This window comes from Spirosoma sp. KNUC1025, assembly GCF_045160025.1.
Taxonomy (GTDB): Bacteria; Bacteroidota; Bacteroidia; order Cytophagales; family Spirosomataceae; genus Spirosoma.
Genome location: NZ_CP087139.1, coordinates 5097135 through 5121890, shown reverse-complemented (window position 1 = coordinate 5121890; position 24756 = coordinate 5097135). Strand labels below are relative to the sequence as shown.

Annotated in this window: 22 protein-coding genes; 10 read left to right on the top strand and 12 right to left on the bottom strand. The window is 48.5% G+C overall.

Going from position 1 to position 24756, the window contains the following annotated elements:
• The first annotated feature begins 31 nt into the window (after positions 1 to 31).
• Entirely contained in the window at positions 32 to 1564 is a 1533-nt protein-coding gene (guaA, locus tag LN737_RS22465; RefSeq protein ID WP_405512115.1) for a glutamine-hydrolyzing GMP synthase, read from the top strand.
• A 76-nt stretch (positions 1565 to 1640) separates the two neighbouring features.
• Here the strand turns inward: guaA and LN737_RS22460 are convergent, their stop codons facing one another.
• The 6 genes from LN737_RS22460 to LN737_RS22435 all read right to left on the bottom strand — a co-directional run bounded on the left by LN737_RS22460 (position 1641) and on the right by LN737_RS22435 (position 8405).
• Positions 1641 to 3971 (bottom strand): S8 family serine peptidase, encoded by a 2331-nt coding sequence (locus tag LN737_RS22460; RefSeq protein ID WP_405512113.1) that lies wholly within the window; start codon positions 3969 to 3971, stop codon positions 1641 to 1643.
• 316 nt (positions 3972 to 4287) lie between these two features.
• Complete coding sequence (locus LN737_RS22455; RefSeq protein WP_405512111.1) at positions 4288 to 4638, bottom strand: YtxH domain-containing protein; 351 nt, start codon at positions 4636 to 4638, stop codon at positions 4288 to 4290.
• A 344-nt stretch (positions 4639 to 4982) separates the two neighbouring features.
• Positions 4983 to 6395 carry a phosphoglucosamine mutase gene (gene glmM, locus LN737_RS22450; RefSeq protein WP_405512109.1) on the bottom strand — a complete coding sequence of 471 codons (1413 nt, stop codon included), beginning with the start codon at positions 6393 to 6395 and terminating at the stop codon, positions 4983 to 4985.
• Positions 6396 to 6531: 136 nt separating this feature from the next.
• The gene (locus LN737_RS22445) at positions 6532 to 7362 is read right to left on the bottom strand and encodes a transglutaminase family protein (protein ID WP_405512107.1); all 831 of its coding nucleotides are present in this window, start codon (positions 7360 to 7362) and stop codon (positions 6532 to 6534) included.
• Between the two features lie 66 nt (positions 7363 to 7428).
• A complete protein-coding gene (locus tag LN737_RS22440; protein ID WP_405512105.1) occupies positions 7429 to 8166 on the bottom strand; it encodes a peptidase in 738 nt (245 codons plus the stop codon).
• Entirely contained in the window at positions 8163 to 8405 is a 243-nt protein-coding gene (locus LN737_RS22435) for a hypothetical protein (RefSeq protein WP_405512103.1), read from the bottom strand. The genes LN737_RS22440 and LN737_RS22435 overlap by 4 nt, the downstream gene beginning before the upstream one ends.
• A 95-nt stretch (positions 8406 to 8500) precedes the next feature.
• Here LN737_RS22435 and LN737_RS22430 point away from each other — a divergent pair, with 95 nt between their 5' ends.
• From LN737_RS22430 to LN737_RS22390, 9 genes are all read left to right on the top strand, one after another.
• The gene (locus LN737_RS22430; RefSeq protein ID WP_405512101.1) at positions 8501 to 8995 is read left to right on the top strand and encodes a hypothetical protein; all 495 of its coding nucleotides are present in this window, start codon (positions 8501 to 8503) and stop codon (positions 8993 to 8995) included.
• A gap of 261 nt (positions 8996 to 9256) precedes the next feature.
• Positions 9257 to 9544, top strand: a complete 288-nt coding sequence (locus LN737_RS22425) for a YciI family protein (protein WP_405512099.1) — start codon at positions 9257 to 9259, stop codon at positions 9542 to 9544.
• Positions 9545 to 9625: 81 nt separating this feature from the next.
• On the top strand, positions 9626 to 10315 hold the full coding sequence (locus tag LN737_RS22420) for an HAD-IA family hydrolase (RefSeq protein ID WP_405512097.1): 690 nt from the start codon (positions 9626 to 9628) through the stop codon (positions 10313 to 10315).
• A gap of 33 nt (positions 10316 to 10348) precedes the next feature.
• Positions 10349 to 11191, top strand: a complete 843-nt coding sequence (locus LN737_RS22415; RefSeq protein WP_405512095.1) for a PhzF family phenazine biosynthesis protein — start codon at positions 10349 to 10351, stop codon at positions 11189 to 11191.
• A 377-nt stretch (positions 11192 to 11568) separates the two neighbouring features.
• Complete coding sequence (locus LN737_RS22410; protein ID WP_405512093.1) at positions 11569 to 12021, top strand: GNAT family N-acetyltransferase; 453 nt, start codon at positions 11569 to 11571, stop codon at positions 12019 to 12021.
• Positions 12022 to 12123: 102 nt separating this feature from the next.
• Positions 12124 to 13266, top strand: a complete 1143-nt coding sequence (hemW, locus tag LN737_RS22405) for a radical SAM family heme chaperone HemW (RefSeq protein WP_405512091.1) — start codon at positions 12124 to 12126, stop codon at positions 13264 to 13266.
• Between the two features lie 130 nt (positions 13267 to 13396).
• The gene (mtgA, locus tag LN737_RS22400; RefSeq protein WP_405512089.1) at positions 13397 to 14275 is read left to right on the top strand and encodes a monofunctional biosynthetic peptidoglycan transglycosylase; all 879 of its coding nucleotides are present in this window, start codon (positions 13397 to 13399) and stop codon (positions 14273 to 14275) included.
• A gap of 104 nt (positions 14276 to 14379) precedes the next feature.
• Positions 14380 to 14730: a gliding motility protein GldC gene (gene gldC / locus LN737_RS22395; RefSeq protein WP_405512087.1), complete on the top strand. Its 351-nt coding sequence runs from the start codon at positions 14380 to 14382 to the stop codon at positions 14728 to 14730.
• Between the two features lie 68 nt (positions 14731 to 14798).
• Entirely contained in the window at positions 14799 to 15920 is a 1122-nt protein-coding gene (locus LN737_RS22390; protein ID WP_405512086.1) for a thioredoxin family protein, read from the top strand.
• Positions 15921 to 15943: 23 nt separating this feature from the next.
• On the opposite strand, the gene LN737_RS22385 is transcribed toward LN737_RS22390, so the two are convergent.
• The 6 genes from LN737_RS22385 to LN737_RS22360 form a co-directional block, all read right to left on the bottom strand.
• Complete coding sequence (locus tag LN737_RS22385; RefSeq protein ID WP_405512084.1) at positions 15944 to 16492, bottom strand: tetratricopeptide repeat protein; 549 nt, start codon at positions 16490 to 16492, stop codon at positions 15944 to 15946.
• 68 nt (positions 16493 to 16560) lie between these two features.
• Positions 16561 to 16911, bottom strand: a complete 351-nt coding sequence (locus tag LN737_RS22380) for an MmcQ/YjbR family DNA-binding protein (RefSeq protein ID WP_405512082.1) — start codon at positions 16909 to 16911, stop codon at positions 16561 to 16563.
• Complete coding sequence (locus tag LN737_RS22375) at positions 16908 to 17096, bottom strand: DUF6728 family protein (RefSeq protein ID WP_405512080.1); 189 nt, start codon at positions 17094 to 17096, stop codon at positions 16908 to 16910. Before LN737_RS22375 ends, LN737_RS22380 begins: the two co-directional genes overlap by 4 nt.
• A gap of 101 nt (positions 17097 to 17197) precedes the next feature.
• Positions 17198 to 19267: a (E)-4-hydroxy-3-methylbut-2-enyl-diphosphate synthase gene (ispG, locus tag LN737_RS22370; RefSeq protein ID WP_405520486.1), complete on the bottom strand. Its 2070-nt coding sequence runs from the start codon at positions 19265 to 19267 to the stop codon at positions 17198 to 17200.
• 144 nt (positions 19268 to 19411) lie between these two features.
• Positions 19412 to 22024 (bottom strand): ABC transporter permease, encoded by a 2613-nt coding sequence (locus LN737_RS22365; RefSeq protein WP_405512078.1) that lies wholly within the window; start codon positions 22022 to 22024, stop codon positions 19412 to 19414.
• A 107-nt stretch (positions 22025 to 22131) separates the two neighbouring features.
• Positions 22132 to 24735, bottom strand: a complete 2604-nt coding sequence (locus LN737_RS22360; RefSeq protein ID WP_405512076.1) for an ABC transporter permease — start codon at positions 24733 to 24735, stop codon at positions 22132 to 22134.
• Between the last annotated feature and the right edge of the window lie 21 nt (positions 24736 to 24756).

Below are 24756 nucleotides of genomic sequence, written 5' to 3'. Positions count from 1 at the left end.
TGCCCTAACTTTGCATTTTAGAGACCCATTCATGGCCACCGAACAAATTCTGATTCTGGATTTTGGTTCGCAATATACCCAACTCATTGCCCGCCGGGTGCGCGAACTGAACGTTTACTGCGAAATCCATCCTTACAATCATCTACCCGAAATTACGTCCAATATCAAGGGCATTATTCTCTCCGGCAGTCCATCATCCGTCCGTGATGCGGATGCGCCTGAAGTTCAGTTAGACGCTTTGCGGCATAAACTGCCTATTCTGGGTGTTTGCTATGGCGCTCAGTTACTGGCTCAAACCAGTGGGGGAGAGGTGAAGGCATCCTCTATCCGGGAATACGGCCGGGCCAGACTTGGCACCGTAAATACTGAGAGTCCGCTGATGAAAGGCATTGATCAGCACTCACAGGTCTGGATGTCTCATGCGGATACGATCACGAGCGTTCCTGAAGCGTTTACCATCATTGCGTCAACAGATACGGTTCGGGTGGCAGCTTTTCATATTGAGGGCGAACCTACATACGGCATCCAGTTTCACCCGGAGGTGACCCATTCTCTTCAGGGAAAAACGCTGCTCCACAATTTCGTGGTTGATATCTGCGGCTGTTCGCAAAACTGGACAGCTGAGTCATTCGTTGAAACGACGGTTGAGCAGTTAAAGCAAAAACTCGGAAACGATAAGGTCGTACTGGGCTTGTCGGGCGGAGTTGATTCGTCAGTAGCCGCTATGCTCATTCACCGGGCTATTGGCAAAAATCTGTATTGTATTTTTGTTGATAATGGTGTGTTGCGTAAAGATGAGTTCTCAAGCGTACTGGAGTCCTACAAAACATTGGGCCTGAACGTAAAAGGCGTTGATGCGAAAGAGCAGTTTTATACGTCATTGGCTGGATTGACTGATCCGGAAGCGAAGCGTAAAGCCATTGGCAAAACGTTTATCGAAGTATTTGACCACGAAGCTCATTTGATCGAAGACGTATCGTGGCTAGGGCAGGGCACTATCTACCCTGACGTAATCGAGTCGGTATCAGTAAAAGGCCCTTCTGCAACGATTAAGTCCCACCATAATGTGGGTGGCCTTCCCGATTTTATGAAGCTTAAAATTGTAGAGCCACTCAATACCCTTTTCAAAGACGAAGTGCGGGCTGTTGGCCGAACACTTGGCTTACCCGAAATGATTCTGGGACGTCATCCATTCCCCGGTCCGGGTCTGGCTATTCGTATACTGGGTGATATTACGCCTGAGAAAGTCGATATTCTTCAACAGGTCGATGCCTTGTTTATTGACGGGCTGAAGCGTGAAGGGCTTTATGATAAAGTCTGGCAGGCCGGTGCTATGTTACTGCCTGTTCAGTCGGTTGGCGTTATGGGCGATGAACGTACCTACGAGCGTGTTGTTGCACTCAGAGCCGTCACCAGCATTGATGGGATGACGGCCGACTGGGCACATTTGCCATACGAATTTCTGGCTGACGTATCGAATGAAATCATCAATCGTGTAAAAGGCGTAAACCGGGTTGTGTACGACATATCCTCGAAACCACCCGCCACAATCGAGTGGGAATAAACAGTTTGATACGTTATAAACGAGAATGGCCGGTACTGTACGTAGTACCGGCCATTCTCGTTTATATCACACGCATTTACAACCTACGGGGGCCGGTTTGCCAGGTAAGTCCACCCACTTGTAGACCCCGGTACAACTGTCGGAGTGTCAGCTGATAGGCCTGTTTACGTAATGGTTTTGGGATATACAGCAGAAGTTTGCATTTGCCCCGATACTTTGCGGGTAGTTTCATCCCTTTCAATGTTGTTTGCTGGAAAGGATTCAACAGCGCACGGGCTTCATTCTTGCCAGCCAGCTCCGATTTGGGGAAATACTGCCGCGCCTGGCGATAAAAGTCGAGCGGCATCTGAAACATCAGACGCGCGCCCTCAGGAAGCTTACCTTCGATAATGATATCGAAAGCTCTTGCCTTGTCAGGTGCACCGACCAGCAGGAAGGGAAGTTCCACAAAGCCTTCGACTGATGCATTGGGCTCTGGTTCGGCACTGACAACGTTAAAATTCCGCCACGTTACGTTGTTATTGTTGCGAATAAACAGTTGGAAGTTATTCCAGTCGTTAAAGTCGGCGGGTTCAGGGGCCGGGTCAAGGGCGTTTCCGATAATCCCTACAAAGCAATAGTGACCGACAGGGGGTACGCTGGCGGCTGGCCAGTTGATCGCATTCGATACGGTAAGCTGGTTGCCATTGGGCACACTAGCCAGCGTGGTTGATCCGGCCAATGTCCACAGATCAGGAGTGACGAGCGAAGCCGGTGGAGACCAGAATACAGTTGCCTGGACGTTGTTCGCGACGGAGCCACCCCGATTGCGCATTCGTACGTAGATGAAATGGTCGGTTGTGGCCACTACGCTGCTGCCAAGTGTGTTGCTGTCTTCTGTGCCACTGCCTTCGCCAAAGGCGGCCTGGGGGTCGGCTTCTGCCATCGGGCGAACAATCACATCCGGACTAGCCGAAATAGCGCCTGAATGCGGATTGCCTGTATCACCCACAAAGTCGCGTACATAAATATCGGGCGTGATATTAAGTAGGTTGTCAATAATCTGGCGCAGGTTGGGCATTACGCTGATCTGCGTTGCTTCGGCGGGTGAGGGAGCCGTACCTGTAGCCGGATTGCGAAGCAACGCCCGCATTTGACGGGGCCCAAACCGGAAACCTAAACTAGCTTCGGCAATACCGTTGATGGCCAAGACCGCACCCGTGATGATGGGCGAAGCCCCCGAGGTGCCTCCAAATCCAGTTTGGTAAAGGGACGTAGCAGCGCTATCGTTTGACTGAAGTGTGTTTATATTTTCGCCCCATGCGTAATTGTCAATGCGCTGCCCGTGGGGCGCCCATGATAAGCGGGTGTGGGGTGCTGCCGATGTTGCCGCACTGACAAGTATAGCACCCGAATCCCGAAACCCGGCGCCACCTGGATTTAAAATCGCGTTACCACCCGGCGCTACGTAGCTGTTCATCGCAAAAGGGGGTGTTCCGCCGTTGTTTGTTCCGTTTCCACCCGCTTCGACCACAATAATGCCGAGCGCTGTGGCAAGCCGAATGGCTTCATAAGCATCGTCAAGCACTTCTGCTGGCCCGTACATATTGACTAGTCCGGGTACAAATACCTGAACTTCCAGAAGCAGCACATCGCCAAAAGCCATTGCGGCAATAGCGGCCAAAATGGCATCGGGAATTGTACTGCCGTGGTATGATGTGGTTCGGACACTCGTTAAGTTAGGCGTAATGCCTACGCAACCAATCGTGTTATCAACGGCAGTTATCTCACCCAATACGGCCGTACCGTGAGCACGGCTACCGTCGCGGATGGTACCATTCAACAAGGTAATACCGTGGGCGGTCAGATCTTCATGGTCGAAAGTCCAGCCTCGTTCCAGATCAACAAGACGCTGATTCTGCCCATCACCCCCGGCGAAATTCCAGGCATAGCGGGCATCGATGCCCCCCGGCGCTTCATTTAGATACGTTTGATTGACCGCCCGTGGATCGTTGGCTGCATTGACGAACGGATCGGGCGCCGGAACGTAGACAACGGCCTGTTCAACCTCTTTCCATTGCTGCATATCTTTGGCAATAGCGGGTAATAGAGCAGGGTCATCGTGCTCAAATTTATAGTAATTGAAAAAAGGTCCTGGCCGATAGGTTTCGTCGGTAGCCTGCGCTTTTTTTATAAGTTCTTCCAGTCTATCAGTAGATAAAGCCTGATAAAGCCGCTTCATGCGTATACCAGGATACTTTGTCAGTAAGCGTTTGATGGGAGCGAACTGACGATCGATCAGTTGCTTAATGCCATCGTCGTTATACGTTAGCTTTACATTTGGAGAAAACCGGACGGCAATATAAGGCGGCTCGTTTTTCAGAATGTCCGGGTAATTTCGGCGCATAAACTCCAGTTCTTTTTCCATGATGGTAAAGGGTTTAGGGATTAATTGGTACTGAAAAGATCAGGCGGCTCGCTTCAATGTCGGGTGGTTTTCGTGAATCGACACTGAACAGACGTGGCTGATACTAGAAACAGAGCAGTTCGTTTGTTTCGTGCCTAGCCAGACAAATCAGCGTCACGCACGTGAAACGACCTGAACTCGTACCATTAGTCGAGAATAAAAATGGGCAGGAAACATTTGTAGGAAATCATTGAGCAAACGGTAAAATGCTACCCAAAAAAACGACGAAGCCCCAACCAACTGGCTGGGGCTTCGTCGTACTAAAAATCAAACTGGATTAATTCAACTTCAGAGCGTCCTCTACGTTAGTGATACCAGATCTGGTCGCATCAGCCGCATCATCAACTTTATTATTGTAAGCAGTTTTAGCCTGCTCCTTTTTAACGTTCGCTTCGCTCTTATACTGATCGAATTTCTTATCAGCCTGGTTTGCGTATTGATTGGCCTGGTTTTGCGCGTTACCGACCAAGCGGTCGACCTGTGCTTTTACCTGATCAACCCCTTCTTCCCATTGTTGCTGTAAATCATCGACAGTCTTCGTTAATTTTTCACGGGTTTCTTTACCGCTACGTGGGGCTGTCAGATAGCCGATAGCCAATCCTGCAAGTACTCCTCTTAGAAAGCTCATGGTTTTGTAATGTGTTTAAGTCAATTTGTGCTGTCCTACCCTTATTAAAAACTATGCCATATGAGCTGCGTCATGTATTAGGCGCTGATTCATAATGATTTATTTTTTCAGTATTATTGACTGAGCAATTCCAGAGAGTTAAAGACGGGTATTTTTCTCTACAATATAGGGGCTTTTGATAGGCACATTCCTCTGCCGATAACGTAACAGAACCTAGATATTCTAGAAGAAGATTATCAAAAATGCATTGAGCTGGTAGTGCCCATATCTCATAACAGGCCAGAATCCTAATTACTGGATTCGGGCCTGTTATGAAACCGTAACGGCCATAAGTAGAACAACTTTTACCGTTTCTCAGCAATTACTTCACGGATATCGCTGATAATTTTTCGGGCTAAATGGTCGGCCGTTGCGAGTGTATCTGATTCCGAATAAATCCGGATAATCGGTTCCGTGTTTGATTTGCGCAGGTGAACCCATTCCTTATCAAACTCAATTTTGACACCATCAATCGTATTAATTGGGTTCCGGGCATATTTGGCCTGAATCCGATCTAAAACGGCATCGACGTTAATGTCGGGGGTCAGTTCAATCTTATTTTTAGAAATGTAGTAGTTCGGATACGTCCGGCGAAGCATAGAGGCCGATTTGCCCGATTTGGCCAGATGGCTCAAAAACAGGGCAATACCAACCAGTGCGTCGCGTCCATAGTGCAGCTCCGGATAAATAATACCGCCGTTACCTTCTCCGCCAATGACGGCATTTTCGGCCTTCATCATGGTTACTACGTTAACTTCGCCCACGGCTGAGGCAAAATGCTGCCCGCCGTACTTGCGGGTTACGTCGCGCAAGGCTACGGTACTCGACATGTTCGAAACGGTATTACCAGCTGGCTCTCCCTGATTCGTGCGGCTTTTCAGGATATAATCAGCAACCGATACCAGTGTGTATTCTTCGCCAAAAGGCGAACCATCTTCGCAAATTAGCGCCAGGCGGTCCACATCTGGATCAACAACAATACCCAGGTCAGCACTGCCCTTGGTCATTTCCTTGATGATATCGCGCAGGTTTTCCGGCAGCGGCTCAGGATTATGGGCAAACTGACCGGTTGGCTCACAGTGGAGTTTGGTAACCTGCTCTACACCAAGGGCTTCCAGAAGCATCGGCACGGCCAAGCCGCCCGTTGAGTTAACAGCGTCAACAACAATGCGGAAGTTACGGGCAACAATAGCCTCCCGATCAACGAGCGGTAGGGCCAGAATGGAATCGATATGTTTTTGCAGCCAATTTGTGTCGGCACGATACTGCCCTAATTTCCGAACTTCAGCGAAATCGAATGATTCGGCTTCAGCAATGGCCAGTACATCAGCGCCGTCCTGTTCGGAAATAAATTCACCGTTTTCATTAAGAAGTTTAAGCGCATTCCACTGAATGGGGTTATGGCTGGCCGTAATAATAATTCCACCCGCAGCCCCTTCACCGGGAACTGCCAGTTCGACAGTCGGAGTGGTCGATAAGCGCAAGTCAATAACATTCAGGCCAAGTCCCTGTAACGTAGCGGCCACCAGTTTAGATACCATATCCCCCGACAGACGCCCATCGCGGCCAATAACCACAGCCTGCCGATCTGGGTTTCTTTGCCGTAGCCACTGTCCGAATGCTGCTGTAAATTTTACTACGTCTAAAGGCGTCAGCCCGTCTCCGCTGCGCCCTCCGATCGTTCCTCTAATGCCGGAAATAGACTTAATTAATGCCACTGTAATGGGTCAAGGTAAGTACTTTAAAAAGTATGCAAAGATAACGAGCATAGGGCAGGGGGCAAAGGGCGGAGATAATATAAAACGTCATCCAGCTACAGACGAAATCCGTAGCTTATTGCTTTCTCTGATAAGATCATACGAACAGTAGTTCCGACCGAAGTACAGATTTTGCCTGACCGATAAACGTACCGCTGATTGGGGCCGCCAGTTCAGGTTTTGCCGTTGAGGTTAGGAAAATATGCCGATTTACAACTACAGAACCTTCCGTCGGGTCGAAGCCACGCCAACCAGCACCAGGCAAATAAACCTCCACCCAGGCGTGAAGCTGATGCTCCTGCTGCGGGTTCCCGAATAAATACCCACTGACAAAACGGGCGGCTATCCCTAAACTACGGCACGCTGCCATAAACAGCGTCGTGTAATCGCGACACGACCCTTTACGTAAGCTCAGTGTTTGCTCGGGCGGAAAGGGAGCGCCTAATTCTCGAATCTCGTACGTAAACTGTTGAATCGTCTGGTTCAGACTCATCAAAAAAGCGGTTGTTTGCCAACCTGCACCAGCCGCAATTTGCCGGGCCCAAACCTCCACCCGTTCCGATATACCCGCACGATCCAGATAAGGCTGAAGTAGATCCTGTTCGGCTTTCGGATACAAGAACGGTACGTGCTGGGTTTCGAAAGGAAACAGCACAAAATCGAACGAGTTAAACTCATCCGACTGAAGGTGCATTTCGGCGGTTACGCTCAGGTGCGCTGTAGGATGATTGAAATAAACTAACTGCTGAACATTCCCCTCAACATCGATATTTCGAACAATACGGGCTGGTTTGGGATCAATGATTAACTCATAATCCAGCAGCCGCTGATACGGATAAGCTCTTGGATAGAGGTATAACGTTTGGGGACCAAGTGCGACAGGAATATCGTACGTATATTCGGATTCGTGCCGAACGTGGAGGTGCATGGAAAGGTTGAATTATGAATGATGAATGATTATGGTTGTCTGACCGTATCATTCATCAAGTATCGTTTATAATTTAACGGAACGGACTTTCTCAAAAATCGGGTCCATCCAGTATGAAGGCAATTTTCGGACCGAATTGCTGAGCAGAGCGCTCCACTGATGAGAAATCTCATCCATATCCTCTTTTTCGAGTCGATATTCAGTCATGTGAAAACTATCTTTCGGGTAGATCACAACATCCAGCGGGTAGTCTACGTCATTAGCGCTGACCCGTGTCGCATCGAAAGCCAGGAAGCCGATTTTCAACGCATCGGGCATACTGGTTTCATAAGATAAGTTTCTGAATAGCAGCGGTTTACCGTACCCTGAATTGCCGATAATCTTAAACGGAGACCCCTGATCGACTTCTACCCAGTTTCCTTCCGGATAGAGCATAAAGAGTTTGTGCTCTTCATCGTTTTCCAGTTGCCCGCCAACAATGGCGTTCAGGTTAAAATTTAATCCACTGGCAATAATAGACGCTTTATCTTCCTGAGCTACACGCTTCACCTGTTCACCAAAAGCGTTGACCGCTTTATACAACTTATTGAAGGATTGGTCCCGCTCCGAGATTACTTCTTTGAAATACGTGATAGCCTTGTCACGAACAGAACGAAGGCCGGAAGTCATGATAAATAGTGAGTGATTCTCAACTTCGTGAACCGAAATTTTCCGGTTCGACGAAACCTCAGTGCCGGAGGTCAGGCGCCTGTCTGCAATGGCAACCAGGCCCGAAGCGACCTTAATTCCTAAACAATACGTCATTCTATAAAGTGGGCAAAATCAGGAGCGTTTTCTCCAGGTAGTAAACCAACAAATATACAGGTTGCTACATCTTGTTTGACGTAATGCCCTGTTTTCTCGAAAAAATACTCGTGACGCTCAAGTGCCTGACTGGCTTGTGAGTCCTGCTGATCCGGATTGGTTTTCAATAAAATACAGGCAGCTAGTTTGATAAAGCACTGAAACATACGTAGTACGTACTCTGTGTTAATTCTTTTCATATATCAGGCACTTTTCCCCAAAAAGGGTTTGATTTTGGTAATCGTTTGTGTTACTTTGGCAATCAGAAGGTATTAACCCCTCTGCCCATTTTGTGATGAACTTTGACGACGAAGACGACGACGATAGCTTTATGGACTGGGATGGTTTCGACGAGGACTATGACCCCGAAGAAGCCCGTGCAGAAATGGAGGCTGAAAATCGGCGTATCAAAAATTTGCCCATTCTGCGGAAAGCTAACGAATTGATGGAGTTGACACAGGCTATTGTGGAAACCATCAATAAGGAAGATGACGTACTGATGATGCATGAGCAAATGCTGGCTAATGCAATGATGCTCGCTCCCAAGATTGTGGGCGCTGAAGGGGGAGATCTATATACCTTGCGTATGGAAAATGCCGTCATCATTAAAATGCACGCCCGCGAGCTACTGGCGCAGACGTCGTACTGCAAAGCTGAAAAACTGGCGACGCCTGCATACCTGAATATACTACGTGACGAGATAGAACAGTTTAGGCTTCTATTTGTCGAGTGGGTCAATGGCTTTGATAAAGACAATGATGCCCCGGATGATTGGGGACTTTTTTATTAAAACCTTGTGCAGTCAGCTATCAACTAAAATTATCAACCAGATTAGCTTCGACGATCATCTATAGTTTGACGATTGCTTTCCAATCCTCCCTCGCTACGTTGAACCATGAAGGCTAGGTGTGAACCTGGTCTTTCAGGCACTGAATTCCTATTTTCCTCCTCATATCCTTAAGACTGCGGTCATTGGACGTTTAGACTTACTTTTTGTTAAGGTTAAGTTTGCGAAAGATGGTATCTTGCCAAACGAAACCCACGCTGCTTCATGCGTTACGTTATTCACGCTTACGATTATAAAGACGCCGACGCGCTTGATCGGCGGATGCGCGCCAGGCCCGATCACTTCGACTATGTGCGCCTGCTTAAGCAAAAAGGTCAGTTTATACTCGGAGGGGCGCTCCTTAGCCCAGATGGAAAAATGATTGGGTCTATGCTATTGCTGGAGATGGAAAGTCAGGAACACTTGCAACACTACCTGCAAACCGACCCGTATATCGTACAGGGCGTCTGGGAGAAAGTAGACGTGAAGCCATTTCGTCAGGCTGACGTGTGATCATCAACCTGGCCTGCATCCGGGTAGCGTTACCCTTTCAATTCACTGACACGCATTAATTGACCGACTAATCAACCGATTTTGATACACGCTGCAATATTTGACATGGATGGACTGCTGGTGGATTCTGAACCCCACTGGCGGGCTATGGAACGAGAGGTATTTGCCACAGTAGGGCTAATCTTAACCGATGAAGAGTGCAAACAAACCACAGGTTTGCCAATACTGGATGTTGTTCGGTACTGGTTTGTACGCGCACCCTGGTCGCCTGAGATTGCTGCTGGCCGGAGCCTCGAAGATCTCGCTGATGCCATCACGGAAGGAGTTCATGAGCGCATTGCGCATTTTGCTGAACCCATGCCGGGTGCGCTGGCAGCCCTGGATTTTTTTGTGAGCCGGGATATTCCAACAGCTATAGCGTCGGCTTCACCCATGAGTTTGATTGAGGTTGTTGTGACCAGGCTGGGCATTCGCGATACGCTTACGCTCTGGCATTCGGCTACGCTGGAAGCCCGTAATAAACCAGCCCCTGATGTTTATCTTGGTACAGCCCGCAAGCTGAACGTATTACCCGCCAATTGTCTGGCTTTTGAAGATTCGGGCAGCGGGCTAAAGTCAGCCTATACGGCAGGCATGCGTACTGTAGCCGTTCCAGGAGCTTTTGAATACGATGATCCTAAATTTTCCATAGCGAATATTAAATTGCCAACTTTAGCCGATTTTTCGGTGGCTACGTTCGATACCTTACAAACGAAAGAATACTATTCCTAACCATATAATTGTGCGGTGCACTTTTTTAAAATTATGCGTATTTACCAACTTGATGCCTTTACTGATCGACTGTTTGCAGGGAATCCGGCAGCAGTTGTTCCATTGAAGGAATGGTTGCCTGACGAGCAAATGCAGTTAATAGCTTCGGAAAACAACCTGGCTGAAACGGCTTTTTATGTAAAAACCGACGAAGAGGATACCTACCATATTCGCTGGTTTACACCCACCACTGAGGTTGACTTATGTGGCCATGCTACTTTGGCTACAGGTTACGTTATTTTCTTTTTAGAAAACCAGGGAATTGACAATCACGAAACGGATCAGATTTATTTTAATTCCCGAAGTGGCCAGTTGAAGGTTTGCCGGGGTGAAGATGGCTGGATGACACTCGATTTTCCGGTTGATAAAGTGCAGAAAGCTAACCTTCAGCCACCAGCTCTGGTAGCCAGCGTCCATGAGAAACCAGTAGCCATATACAAAGGGAAAACCGATTATATGCTGGTTTATGAAACACAGGAACAAATTGAAGCATTGCAGCCCGATTTGCGGGAAATGAGTACAGTTCCAGCGCGGGGTATTATCGTGACCGCACCAGGCCGGCCCTCAACTAGTGAATCAGAGGTTTGCGTTGATTTTGTTTCCCGATTTTTTGGCCCGCAAACGGGCATCGATGAAGATCCTGTAACGGGTTCAGCGCATACTACGTTGGTGCCTTATTGGGCAGAAAGGCTGGGGAAGAAAGAACTTACCGCCCGGCAGCTTTCGAAACGGGGAGGCTATCTGCGCTGTAAATTGAATGATGAGGGGTCTGGTCCGGCCCGCGTGGATATCTCTGGTCAGGTTCAATTATACCTCACCGGCGAAATAAATTCATAAACCATTCCTGACAGACAGCAGGTTGTACGCTGTACCAGGCTGATTAGTCAGCAAATGCCGTAACGCCAGTTATGGCATTTGCTGTTTTAAAACTATTCTAAAAAAAACTCAAAGATAAATTGTAATCAATCTAAATAAGCTTAATTTTGCCCTGGTAAACGACTCAACACAAATGACTGCAGAAAGTGCCTCTTTTGAATGGCCCGATTTTCTGAATGATGCTAAGCCAATCCTTCAGGCTAATCCTTTCTTGAGTAATGAATGCGTACTGAAAAAGTGCTGCAAAAAGTACAAAAAAGGAAAGCGCTGCAAAAAATGTCCTGATCGGTAAGTGCTGACTGCTTTGGCTGGCGAAGTTTTTTCTGCACTTTCGCTGCATGGAATTACGCTATCAGGCTTACGCTACGTTACCCCCACAACCCCTGTTGACCTCGTTGCTCACATTGCTTAGTGGTGTTTTTGCCAGTCAGGGCTCATCCGATTTACTTTCCGAGCTAACGTATCAGGTTTCCCGAACGGGATTGCAAACACTATTGGCTGTTCAAAATGAGCAGGTGGTGGGATGTAAGCTAGGGTATGAGCGAAAACCCGGAAGTTTTTATAGCTGGCTTGGCGCCGTTCACCCGGATTATCGCGGTAACGGTATCGCTTCCGAACTCATGCGACAACAGCATGAATGGTGTCGCCAGAATGGCTACCATACGGTTCGAACGCAGACCTACAACCAATGGCGTGAGATGCTTATTCTGAATTTACGTTTTGGTTTCCAGATCACTGGAACAGTACAGAGTAAACATGGGTTGACCATCTTCCTGATAAAGAAATTATAAAGCTGAACGCGCAAAAGGCCGGAAGTCAATCGACGCATTTTCCAAAGTCTTCATCTCTGCCTGTTCGGAACCCATCCCCTGATTTTGTTGTCATAGAAGCAGATGCATCTTTATCTGCACATACCGTTTTGTAAGCAGGCCTGCCATTACTGCGATTTTCATTTCAGTACAAATTTGAGTCAGAAATCCCCACTGGTTGATGCTCTTTGTGCTGAAATTCGCCTGCAAAAAAATTACCTTCCCGATCAGCCGCTTGAAACGATTTACTTAGGGGGCGGCACACCTTCGCTGTTGACGGAGCCTGAGTTGACGCAAATTTTCGCAACAATTCGGCGCTTTTTTTCGATCTCTTCAACGGCTGAAATCACGCTTGAAGCGAATCCTGATGATTTGTCGATGGAGAAACTTCAGATGCTTCGTCAGTACGTCAATCGCCTGAGTATTGGCATCCAGACATTTGATGAGACCACACTTCGCTGGATGAATCGGGCGCATACGGCCTCCGAGGCCGAACGCTGTGTTTATCTGGCGCGCGAGGCTGGATTTGAGAACATCAGCGTGGATCTCATCTACAGGATACCAAACCGAGACTCGGGGCACTGGCAGGCGGATTTACAGAAAGTTCTTGCGCTCAACGTACCGCATATCTCCGCATATGCCTTGACCATTGAGCCCGATACGGCTTTTGGCCGATGGCAGCAGAAAGGCAAGCTCCCGCCCGCTGATGAAACCCTGGCGGCCGAACAGTTTGAAGAGTTGGCGACGGCCTTATTGAGCGCTGGCTACGAACATTATGAAATCTCGAATTTCGCCCGCCGTGAAAAGGATAATACCGCCCGTTATGCCCGGCATAATACGGCCTACTGGCAACGGCGACCTTACCTCGGTATCGGGCCAAGTGCGCATTCCTACAATGGTTATTCGCGTCAATACAATATTGCCAATAACGCACGTTATATGGCTGATATTCGGCAAGGTAAGCTGCCTGCAACGGTAGAAGAACTGACCGTTGCCAATCAGGTAAATGAGTATCTGCTAACGGGCCTTCGAACCCAGTGGGGATGCTCACTCACCGAATTGAATGACTTGCTAGGGGCAGATTTCGCACAGGTGCAGGCTCACGAGCTGGTAACATTGTATGCGTCGGGATGGCTGGTAGAGGAAGGTAATCGGTTACGTTTGTCAGAAGCGGGGAAGCTCTTTGCTGACCGGGTAGCCGCTACGTTGTTTGTAGAAGACGAATGAAAATGCCCACCAGTTGGTGGTTCTCATTGCGTGGGATTTTCTCATATTACATAATCTTGATCGCTTAAATCAGAACGTAAGAGGGTTTACACCCGCTTTCCGCTTATTTTCGCGGGATAGTTCTGTTTTTATGAGTCCGCAACGCCCTGGCAATACGTTTCGAAATATGTCCCAGCAACCTCGTCCGAAAGCGGCTACCGCGTCGACGCAGCAAGAGCCAAAAACCAGTCGGAAGCCTGGTAAGACCAGATCTGCAGCTGGCGGGGCAGCGGTTTCGCGTTGGGGTAAAGCTCGTCACTTCATGCGGGAGAGACCCCGGCTCGAATGTATCTATCGGCTCACTGTCAGGGTGTTCCTCTGGCTATTTTTTGGATCGCTTGGTTATGTTATTGTGCTGAAATACGTACCGGTCTGGATCACCCCTCTGGTTATTTCTCGCTGGATCGACACAATCGGGACAGATGAAAGCGGCCACGTGTACAAAAAATGGCGGTCTTATGACACCATCAGCAAGGAAGCTGCTCTGGCCGTAGTAGCCTCCGAAGATCAGGCATTTCCAACACACTGGGGTTTTGATTTCGACGAAATTCAGGATGCCATTCAGGAAAACCAGTACCGCAAGCGCCCCCGCGGAGCAAGCACTATCTCGCAGCAGGTAGCCAAAAACGTATTTCTCTGGAATGGGCGTAGTTATATACGTAAAGGACTGGAAGTGTACTTCACTGTGTTGATTGAATTGATCTGGGGCAAAAAACGCATTCTGGAAGTTTACCTGAACGTAGCGGAAACCGGCCCAATGACCTTTGGTGTGGAAGCTGCTTCGCAGCGATATTATGGCCATTCGGCTGAAGCATTATCCCGTAATGAAGCAGCCCGGATTGCCGCCGTACTACCCAACCCACGGCAGTTCTCGATTAGTAATCCATCAAACTATATTCAACGTCGGACGCGTCAGATTACCCGGCAAATGCGCTATCTGGGTGGACAGAAATACATACGGAATCTATAGGGCATGGGAACGATCTGGAAAGGTTAGGTTATAAAATGGCTGTTTTTTAGCCTACTCGGCCCGTAGCGTACGGGTTTCCGGTCCCGTTATGTACTTTTGCAATTATGAAAAAATCAGATATTCATTTTACGGTTGAGTTGGACAACCAGAACATCCCCGAGAAAATTTATTGGGAAGCTACCGACAATCCAAACGAGGGACTTAGCGATACGCGGGCTATTGCCATTTCACTCTGGGATCAATACCATAACAGTACGCTTAAGATTGATCTCTGGACGAAAGATATGGAGGTAATCGATATGAAGCGCTTCCTGATTGAAATCATGAGCGGGCTTGCGGATACGGCCATTAATGCAACCGGCGACCAGCGAATGGCTAACGACATCGAGAATACCTGCCGTACGCTGAGCAAGCGACTGGAAGAAGAAATCAAAGAGCAGCAAAAACAGCAGTAGTGAATATAGTGTAGCGAAGAAATCGGACGTTAGTAGACTATGGCGCTGCCCAACGAAGTTTTATTTCCATGAAAAAGATTTTTCTGCTACTTCTGGTAGCTCACAGTGTGCTCGCTCAGAGTGGTATTCAGTTTCTTCAAACGCCCATTGAGACGGTTTTTCAGGATGCCCGGCGATCTGGTAAGCCCGTTTTTGTTGAAATTTATTCGCCAACCTGCCATGTCTGTCAGAGTTTTATGCCAACGCTGGCCGATAGCCGGGTTGGGAAATTCTACAATACCAAGTTTACGAATACCAAACTGGACTTTGCTCTCCCTTCAACACGGGCGTTTTTAGAGAAATACCAGTTGCTTGTACCATCGCTACCGCTGTTTCTGTATTTCGATCCGCAGCAGCAGCTGATTCACTTCGCCATGAGCAACAACTCGACGGATGAAGTGATACGTCATGGCACAAATGCGCTCAATCCGAAGGTACGTAGCCAGACGATGAAATCGCGGTATGTGCAGGGAGAACGGTCGCCGAATTTCCTGATCGACTATGCCATGTACTGTCGAATTACGAAAGACACAGTGGGTAATATTGCGGTCATGAACGAGTATGCCAGGAAAACGTCGCCCACTACGTATACGAATCAGACTAACTGGCTGGCATTGCAAAAGCTCGTGCTCGATTTCGAGAATCCGATGTTTCAGTACATGCTGAATCATCTGGATGCCTACCGCAAGGCTTATGGCGATGAGCCGACGAAGGACGTTGCCGAGAATATACTGATGTCGTCGTTGTTTAGCGGTCGCGGGTTAAGTTATCCGGTGACAAAGATTCTGGAAATTCGGCAGGATCTCATGAAAATTGGCATTGCCCCAAAAGTGGTGACCAACCGAACCCTGCTACCAGAGGTGAATGCCTATCTGCGCACGCATCAGACGGCTAAAGCGGTTGAGCGCATGGATAACCACGTAAACGCGAATCAGATGTCGGTGCCTGAATACCTGTATATTTCGCGGCTATTTAACCGGAATAGTCTGGATGCGGTGGCAACACCAACAGTTGTAAAATGGGTGAACAAAGCACTTACCCTAAGACCCGAACCAAAAGATCAGGCAAATCTGTACCGCGAACTGGCCGAAGCCTACAAAAAAGCTGGTAATACAGCCGAAGCCCAAAGGGCAGCGCAAAAAGCTATCTAACCGCGCGGGACCGCCCCGCGCGGTTAGACTTTAACCGACCGGGTAAATGGCGGCTGCCGGAGAATATTAAATGAATTTTCGTCGCCAAGCGCTACTGCCCGGCGGAGATCGTTTTCAGCCTGTGGCAACTGCCGAAACTGAATACGGGCTAAAGCTCTCCAGCGGTAAGCGTCGGGCTTTTCGTCCCGAAAGTGCCAGACAGCTTTGTCGAACTCCCGAAATGCGAGCTGATATTCGGAGGTATAATAATAGGCTATGCCCCGATCCAGATAACAGTTTGCCAGCGTATTATCCAGATTAAGAGCCTGCGTTAAATCATAAATAGCAGAAAAGTAATTTTCCTGAATGAGCTGACATTTGCCGCGATAGGCGTAAGCGATAGCAGATTTAGGGTGCTGACGAACAGCCTCATCGAAGAAGCGATGGGCTTCGTCGATTTTTCGATCATTGACTAATTCAATGCCTGTCCGGAAGCGTTTCCGATCCTTATCGGCCGCCGTATCGTGGTCGACCAGGAAATAGCGAATTGTCAAATAACACGTAAACAGCAGACCTAGCGCTACAACTTCCATATCTCAGTCTGGGTTTTCCAAATCAAGCGAATTTACTACGTTTAGGCCGATTAGGGCAAGCTATTCAATCAAATTAGTTGCGCCTGTACAGCCTTCGGTAAACTTTTTCTGACCAGCTCATACGACTGATCAATCCATTCCTGAAGGTCAGCATTCCGCACCCGTCCATCAACCGTTATGGTATTCCAGTGGGTTTTGTTCATGTGGTAACCCGGTGTGACAGCGGAATGTTCTTCTCTTAATTGAACAGCTTTTTCGGGGTCACATTTAAGATTTAGAGTTGTTGGCTGGCTCTCGGTAGCCAACAGGGCAAACATCTTTCCGCCAACTTTAAAAACCAATGCATCGCCACCGAATGGAAACGACTCGGTGACGCTTGGCTTCGATAGGCAGTACTCACGTATGGTCTCTACGTTCATCGGACACAATGGCGAACCGTATACACGATTATTGCAAACAAAAACATGACAATGGAAATTCGGTTGATACCATGCATCATCCGCAGGTTTACACTGGTAGGATGGCTAGGATCAGGTTTGCGAAATACGCGTAGAAAATAGGCGAAAACAGGCCCTATTTTTAGATAATCGATGAATCTGTTCACAAGCGATTAATGTATAATGGACAATGTATTTCTCTATCTAAGTAACAAATATGGACGATTAAACATTACTAAAAGCCCTATTATTCATTACTTATTTTACCCTAGACATTCTCCAGTGTTGGTTCGATCCAGCGTTTATCTTCGCGGATAAGTTCAATTAATTCATCCACTGCCCGATCAGCCGGAACCGATTTTTTGATAACCTGCTGTCCCCGATAAAGGGCAATCTTGTCACGACCAATTCCCACGTAGCCGTAATCCGCGTCGGCCATCTCACCCGGACCATTCACGATACAGCCCATGATGCCAATCTTGACGCCCTTCAGGTGATCGGTACGTTGGCGAATGTGTGCTGTCGTTTCCTGTAAGTCAAACAAGGTCCGACCGCAGGATGGGCACGAGATATATTCCGTTTTGGTAATACGTGTCCGTGCAGCCTGTAAAATTCCGAAAGACAGATTGTTGAGCAGTTTTAATTGGTGTGATGTCGGGTTCTCAAACCCGACACGCTGCGGAAGCAAATCAGGTCGGGTTCTCAAACCCGACATCACAGAAGCTACGGGTGATAACATAATGCCGTCACCCAGACCATCGATTAAAAGACCACCTACATCAGTTGCCGCAAACAGCGGAATATTATCAGTAGGTGTATCTGTATAAGCCCGCTGTACGACGACCGGCGCGGTGATGTCGTGCGTTATCAGCTCGACAAACAATCGACGCAACTCAGCCATGGCGTGAGCGTTGTCGGTTTGAATCAGCAGAACAACAGCTTTATCCGTACGTAGTGCGTTTAGCAGATGGGTCGATAAAGCTGGCAGGGAAAGACAAACAAAATTCAGACGACTATGCAGCTGACCCGAACTTGCATTCAAGTACTGATCGGCAGTTAGAAGCGGGAACGTATTGGTCTGGTCAGGAACCGTTTGCCAGGCGGTGTAATCCAGAATCTGTTTCAAGCCATTGGGCAGCATAAACGTTGCCGGATGCTGGCCTGTATAAATATAGTCGGCACCCAGATCATTCATGCGCCACTTGTCGGGTTCTGGCAGGTAGAAATGGCCAATCGGTTTCAAATCCTCATGCACGGTTACGGGCGTCTGACTGAAATCGGCAATAACGCGTGGTACGTTCTGTCCACCGAAGTTGGCAACTTCGTGGGTTGACCGGCGGGTGTACTGAAACGGATTGATCGGATAGGTGCTGATGGACGGAATGGACTTACTTTCTGCCGCACGTTTTGTATAACGGTCAATCAGAGCCTGTGCAACCGGAGCTTCGCGTTCGGGTTCTTCAGTCAGCGACACACGAACGGTATCGCCAATGCCATCTTCCAGCAACGTACCGATTCCCAGGGCTGATTTGATACGTCCATCTTCGGCTTCGCCCGCTTCGGTAACGCCCAGATGAAGAGGATAAGGCTTGAGCCCTTCCTCATCCAGTCGCTGTACCAGCAGTCGATACGCCTGTACCATTACCTGCGGGTTACTCGACTTCATCGAGAGCGTAATGTTGTAATAATTCTCCTCCTCACAGATCCGCAGAAATTCAAGGGCTGATTCCACCATGCCAACGGGCGTGTCGCCATACCGGCTCAAAATCCGGTCGGAGAGGGAGCCGTGGTTAGTACCAATCCGCATGGCCGTACCATATTCTTTGCAGATACGTACCAGTGGCAGAAACTTGGCTCGAATACGCTCCAGTTCCGAGGCATAGGCCGAATCCGTATAATCGATGAACTCGAACCGTTTGCGATCGGCGTAATTGCCGGGATTGATACGTACTTTTTCCACAATCCGGGCGGCCAGTTCGGCAGCATTGGGCGTAAAGTGAATATCGGCAACGAGGGGAGTGGTATAGCCACGCGCCCGTAGCTCCTTACGAATATTCTCCAGATTCTGGGCCTCTTTCACGCTTGGGGCCGTAATGCGAACATATTCGCAACCCGCTTCAATCATTCGAATACTCTGCTCAACCGAGCCGAGCGTATCCATCGTATCCACCGTTGTCATCGACTGCACCCGTATCGGATAATCAGAGCCGAGTGGTACGTCACCGATGTTGACCGTAATGGTTTTTCGACGGATGTATTCAGTCAGCGAAGGCGTATAAAGAATAGGGGAGCCAGTTGGTTTGACTGATGGGGATGGAGTAAGCAACGAATCGAGCATACGAGTAGCGGCACAGCCGTTTGACCAGACAAAGGTACGGAAAAACGAGCTTTCCGGTTTCCTGTCCGTTGACAGAACAACGTAGCGTTTACGATAAATGTTCGCCTTCGCTGCCAAAGCCCAGCGCCCGGGTAAGCCAGTTCTCTATTCAGTTCGTAAGCTTTTGACTGGATTCATCAACCCGGCTTTAATACTCTGAAAACTAACGGTTAGCAACGTAACAAGTATAGCGCCAGCGCCCGAAGCGGCAAAAATCCACCACGAAAGTTCGGTCCGGTACTGATATTTCTGAAGCCAGGTATTCAGGAAGTGATAAGCGATGGGAATGGCAATACCAAATGCGATAATGACCAACACCACGAAATCTTTGGAAAGCAATCCCCATACGTTCAGCACCGAGGCCCCCAACACTTTCCGAACGCCGATTTCCTTGGTCCGTTGTTCGGCCACGAAGGAAGCCAAACCAAAAAGCCCCAGGCAGGAAATAAAGATGGCGAGTATAGCAAAGCCAGAAGCCAACTGACCGATACGTACCTCAGCCGCAAATTTCTGGGCGTATTGCTGATCCGTGAATCGATAATCGAACGGGCTGCCGGGATTAAATTTGCGGAAAACGGCTTCAATTTTTGCCAGTGACTCGGTGGCGCTGCGGCTGGGGTTTAGCTTGATATGAATAACATTGGCCCAGTCATAATTCAGCATGTACACCGTCTGGGTAACTGGCTCGAAAGGAGATTCCATAAGCATATCTCTGATGACGCCCACTACGAGAAATGGCCTGTTGTTCCATTTTATCTGCTTGCCAACGGGGTCTTTCAGTCCCATGTAGCGGACGGCTGTTTCATTAATGACCATGCCCGATGAATCGCTCACGAATTGTCGGGAAAGATCGCGACCCTGCACAAACTGCCAGCCTACTGTTTTTCCGTAATCATGCGAAATGGCAATGGTGCCGAAGCTCTCTTTAAAGCTGGGGTCTTTGCCTTCCCAGTCGAAACCACTATTCTGCGAGTTCAGATCCGTTGCCGGAGCCGACGAGGTAGACATGTCGACAACGGCCCCGGTTTGAATCAGCGCATTCCGAAGGGCATTGTAATGCTGATGCAATTCCGGCGTGTTCATCGCTACGGTAATCAGGCCGCTCCGTTCGTACCCCACAGGTCGATTTTTGGCATAGTCGATTTGCCGGAACACGATAATCGTGCCGATAATCAACGTCACTGACACGGTAAACTGCACGACGACCAGTACCTGACGCGGAATCGACGCAAACCGACCTACTCGGAAAGTCCCTTTCAGAACCTTAACTGCCTGGAACGACGATAAATAGAGTGCCGGATAGCTACCCGCAATCAAGCCGGTCAGCAAGCTGAAACCGAGGCTGCAAAGCCAGAAAACGGGATTCGTCCATAAGATACCCATCTGTTTGTCAGCTACTTCGTTGAAGAAGGGGAGGGCCAACAGAACCAGTAGAATAGACAGCACAAAGGCGAATGCAACGACCAGCAGCGATTCACTGAAAAATTGGGCAATCAACTGACTACGTACTGAACCAACGGCTTTACGAATCCCGACTTCTTTGGCGCGTTTCTCGCTGCGGGCCGTACTCAGGTTCATGAAATTGATGCAGGCCAGCAGCAGCACAAATACGCCGATGATGCCGAACAGCCAGACGTACTGAATCCGTCCTTCCAGGTTGCCCGCTTTATCCCAACCTGAATAGAGATGCCATTCGCTCATGGGCTGTAGGTATACACCCGGTTTAAGAAAGGCTACCTCAGGACTATGCGTCAGCCGTATGTTTTTAATTTTCTCCGACACGCCCTCGAACGTAGCATTCGGCGCAATCTGCGCCAGCACCTGCCAGGAGAAATTACCCCATTCAACATTGTCCTGAGCCCGCTTTACCCACTCCTCTGATGACACATACAGATCCCAGGGCGCAATGAATTTCATCTCTCTGAACTCTGTATTGTACGGAAAATCTTCATACACGCCTGTCACTTTTACGTTCAGCTTATTGTCGATCTTCATGAGCTTACCCACTGGATCAGACGTACCAAACAGGGCCTGCGCTACTGATTCTGACAACAAAATCGAGAATGGATCTTTTAAGCCGGTCCGCGAACCGCTGAGCATTTTCAGCGTGAGCATATCTGGAGCATTAGGACTCAGGTAATTACCGGTTTTAGTGAGTTTTTTGTCGCCGAATGCCAATATGTGATCGCCGGTCCAGGACGACATGACGACATGGGTAAAATTATCGCCGTACACGGTGCGTAGTTCATTGCCAATTGGCGCTGGATTATACCCACTATGCCAGATTACACCGTCGAAATTTCCGGTATGCATCACCTTGGCAATGCGGTCGTAATTCTGGAAATATCGGTCATAAGAGATTTCATCGTAAATCCACAGGCCGATGAGCATAGCGACGGCCATTCCAGCGGCCAATCCACCAATGTTGATAAATGAGTAAACCCGGTTTTTAGCCAGATTCCGGAAAGCGATTTTGACGTAGTTGCGAAACATGGTTGTAAAGGCTGGGGTTGGAAATTGATTCGGTTCTCGTTTCATCAGTGATGGACGCAGTAAACTCACTACGTCCCGTACATAGCGCCATTTGGCTCGCCGGAGCCCCAGCGTCTGTACCCGTTGCCGGTACAGTTCGTCCAGGTCACCCTCCATCTCTTCGACTCGGTGAGGAGCGCAAAGCCAGTGTAGCAGGGCTTTGGCCCAACGGGGAGGCTTATTCATAATGGGAGATGAAAAATGAATGATAGGAAGTAGTTCATCGTGAGCAGGTTGACATTCTATGTAAGCAATTGTCCATTGCGCATTAAACATTACCCATTACCGCGTCTTTATTCCGACCGAAGGGAACGTACAGGATTCATTAAAGCTGCTTTGATGCTCTGATAGCTGACTGTCAGTAACGTAATGAGCAATGCACTACCGCCCGATGCAGCAAAAATCCACCACGAGATTTCAGTATGATACGTGTATTTCTGAATCCAGCCCTGCATGAAATACCAGGCTGCGGGAACGGCTATGAGTAGCGAAATAATGACCAGCAGCACGAAATCTCTGGACAGCAACTGCCATAAACTGGATACCGAAGCGCCCATCACTTTGCGGATGCCAATTTCCTTGGTTCGTTGCTCCATCACGAACGACGCCAGTCCGAACAGACCTAAGCAGGAAATGAAAATGGCAAGTACGGCAAAGAAGCTGGTCAGTTTGCCAATACGTTCTTCTTCGTTGAATTTTCGGGCATATTCCTGATCGACAAATTTGAAATCGAACGTATTGTCGGGGTCGTATTTTTTATAAATCGCTTCCACTTTGGCCAGCGCTTCCGGTGCACTTTTGGTTGGATTTATTTTGAAGCTTATCAGCGAAAGGCGTTTGTAATTGATGAAAAAGATAGTCTGTTTTATCGGCTCGTAGGGCGATTGAGTTACCAGGTTTTTAACCACACCAATTACTCTGAATTGATTGCCGCCCCATTTGATGATTTCACCAATCGGGTTCTTTAACCCCATGTAGGCAACGGCGGCTTCGTTCAGCACAAAACCGGTAGAATCGGTACTGAACTCTTTCGAAAAATCCCGCCCTTCTTTGATTTTCCAATCAATCATTTTGCCGAATTCATGAGTGATACGTAGCGTCACGAATTCATCAGCCATGTTCGGGGCCTTGCCCTTCCAGTCGAAACCGCTGTTGGTAACGCCCGTGTTCGTAATGGGCGAGTCGGTCGCGGAAACTTCCTCAACCACTCCCGTATTCAGCAAATCATCCCGAAACGTAGCAAAATGGGTTATAAGCTCTTTGTTCCTGATGGGAAACGACACCAGATTATTGCGGCTATAGCCGACGGGCCGGTTCTTGGCAAATTCAATCTGTTGAAAAACAATCAGCGTACCAATAATCAGCGTAATGGAAACCGTAAACTGAATCACTACCAGCACTTTACGCGGAACAGCTGCGAACCTTCCAACCCGGAAGGTGCCTTTCAAAACGTTAACTGGCTGGAAGGAAGATAGGTAAATGGCTGGATAACTGCCTGCAATCAGACTGGTAAACAGGCTAAAACCAAGCACTGAAATCCAGAACAATGGATTAGCCCAGGGCAAGCTAATTTGCCGGTCAGCTACGGCATTGAACGCAGGAAGAATGAGTATGACTAGTAACAGGGCGAGCACCAGGGCAATACTCACAATCAGCAGTGATTCGCTGAAAAATTGAAGCATGATCTGCTTACGAACCGAGCCAATTGCTTTTCGGACGCCCACTTCTTTGGCGCGTTTTTCGCTGCGGGCCGTACTTAGGTTCATGAAATTGATGCACGCCAGCAGCAGCACAAAAATGCCGATAATACTGAACAATCTGACGTACTGAATTTGTCCGCCTACATTGACACCGTTTTTAAATTCCGAATACAGATGCCAGTTACGCATCGGCATCAGAAACATTTCGGGTTTAAAGCGCACGTCGTCACTGTGCCGGACTTTATTGAATTTTGCATCTTTAATGGCCAGCGAAACCGTCTCCATGTTGGCATTGTCGGCGATCTGAACGAACGTTTGAAACCAGCTGTTCCCCCAGCTGAGCCATTCCGGCAACTCCTTCTTTTTCAGCGCAAAAGGCATGATAAACGTCAGATTTCCGAATGTAGAATTGACTGGTAAATCAGCGTAAACACCCGTTACTTTAACATCCCATTTCTTGTCGACGTTTATAAGTTTGTTCAACGGATCGACTTCGCCAAATAGTGATTTCGCTGCCGATTCAGAAAGCAGAATGGAGTATGGGTCGCGAAGTCCCGACCGAGCACCTTTCAGCATGGTCAATGCCAGCATCTCGGTAATGTCGGGTTCCATAAAATTTCCGGTCTTTGTAATTTTCTGATTACCAAGCGATAACAAGTAGTCGCCCGGATAATCGGACGTAGCGACGTATTTAAAATGGCTTCCGTAACTGTCGCGTAGTTCAGGCGCCAACTGCATTGCCTGCCCGGTCCAGGTCTCAACTTTATCGTCGAACGTCTGATTCTGCATGACTTTCGCAATACGGTCATAATTCATGTAGTTCCGGTTGTAGGCGAACTCATTAACCACCCATAGGCCAATCAGTATCGCTACGGCCATGCCCGTTGTAAGACCAACAATGTTGATAGCCGAATACCCCTTGTGTTTGGTAAGGTTTCGGAAGGCGACTTTGAGATAATTTCTGATCATGGTCGTATTTGTTGGTCTTGGGTATGCATGTATATGTTGTCGTTTTATGAGCGATGGTCGCAGCAAACTCACTACGTCCCGTATGTATCGCCAGCAGGCTCGCCGAAGCCCCATCACCTTCACCCGTTGCTGAAACAACTCATCCAGATCACCTTCCAGCTCCTCTGCCCGATGGGGAGCGCAGAAGATGCGTAACAGGCGTGTAGCGAAGCGAGGAGGTTTGTTCATTATGCATTTACGTTATCCATT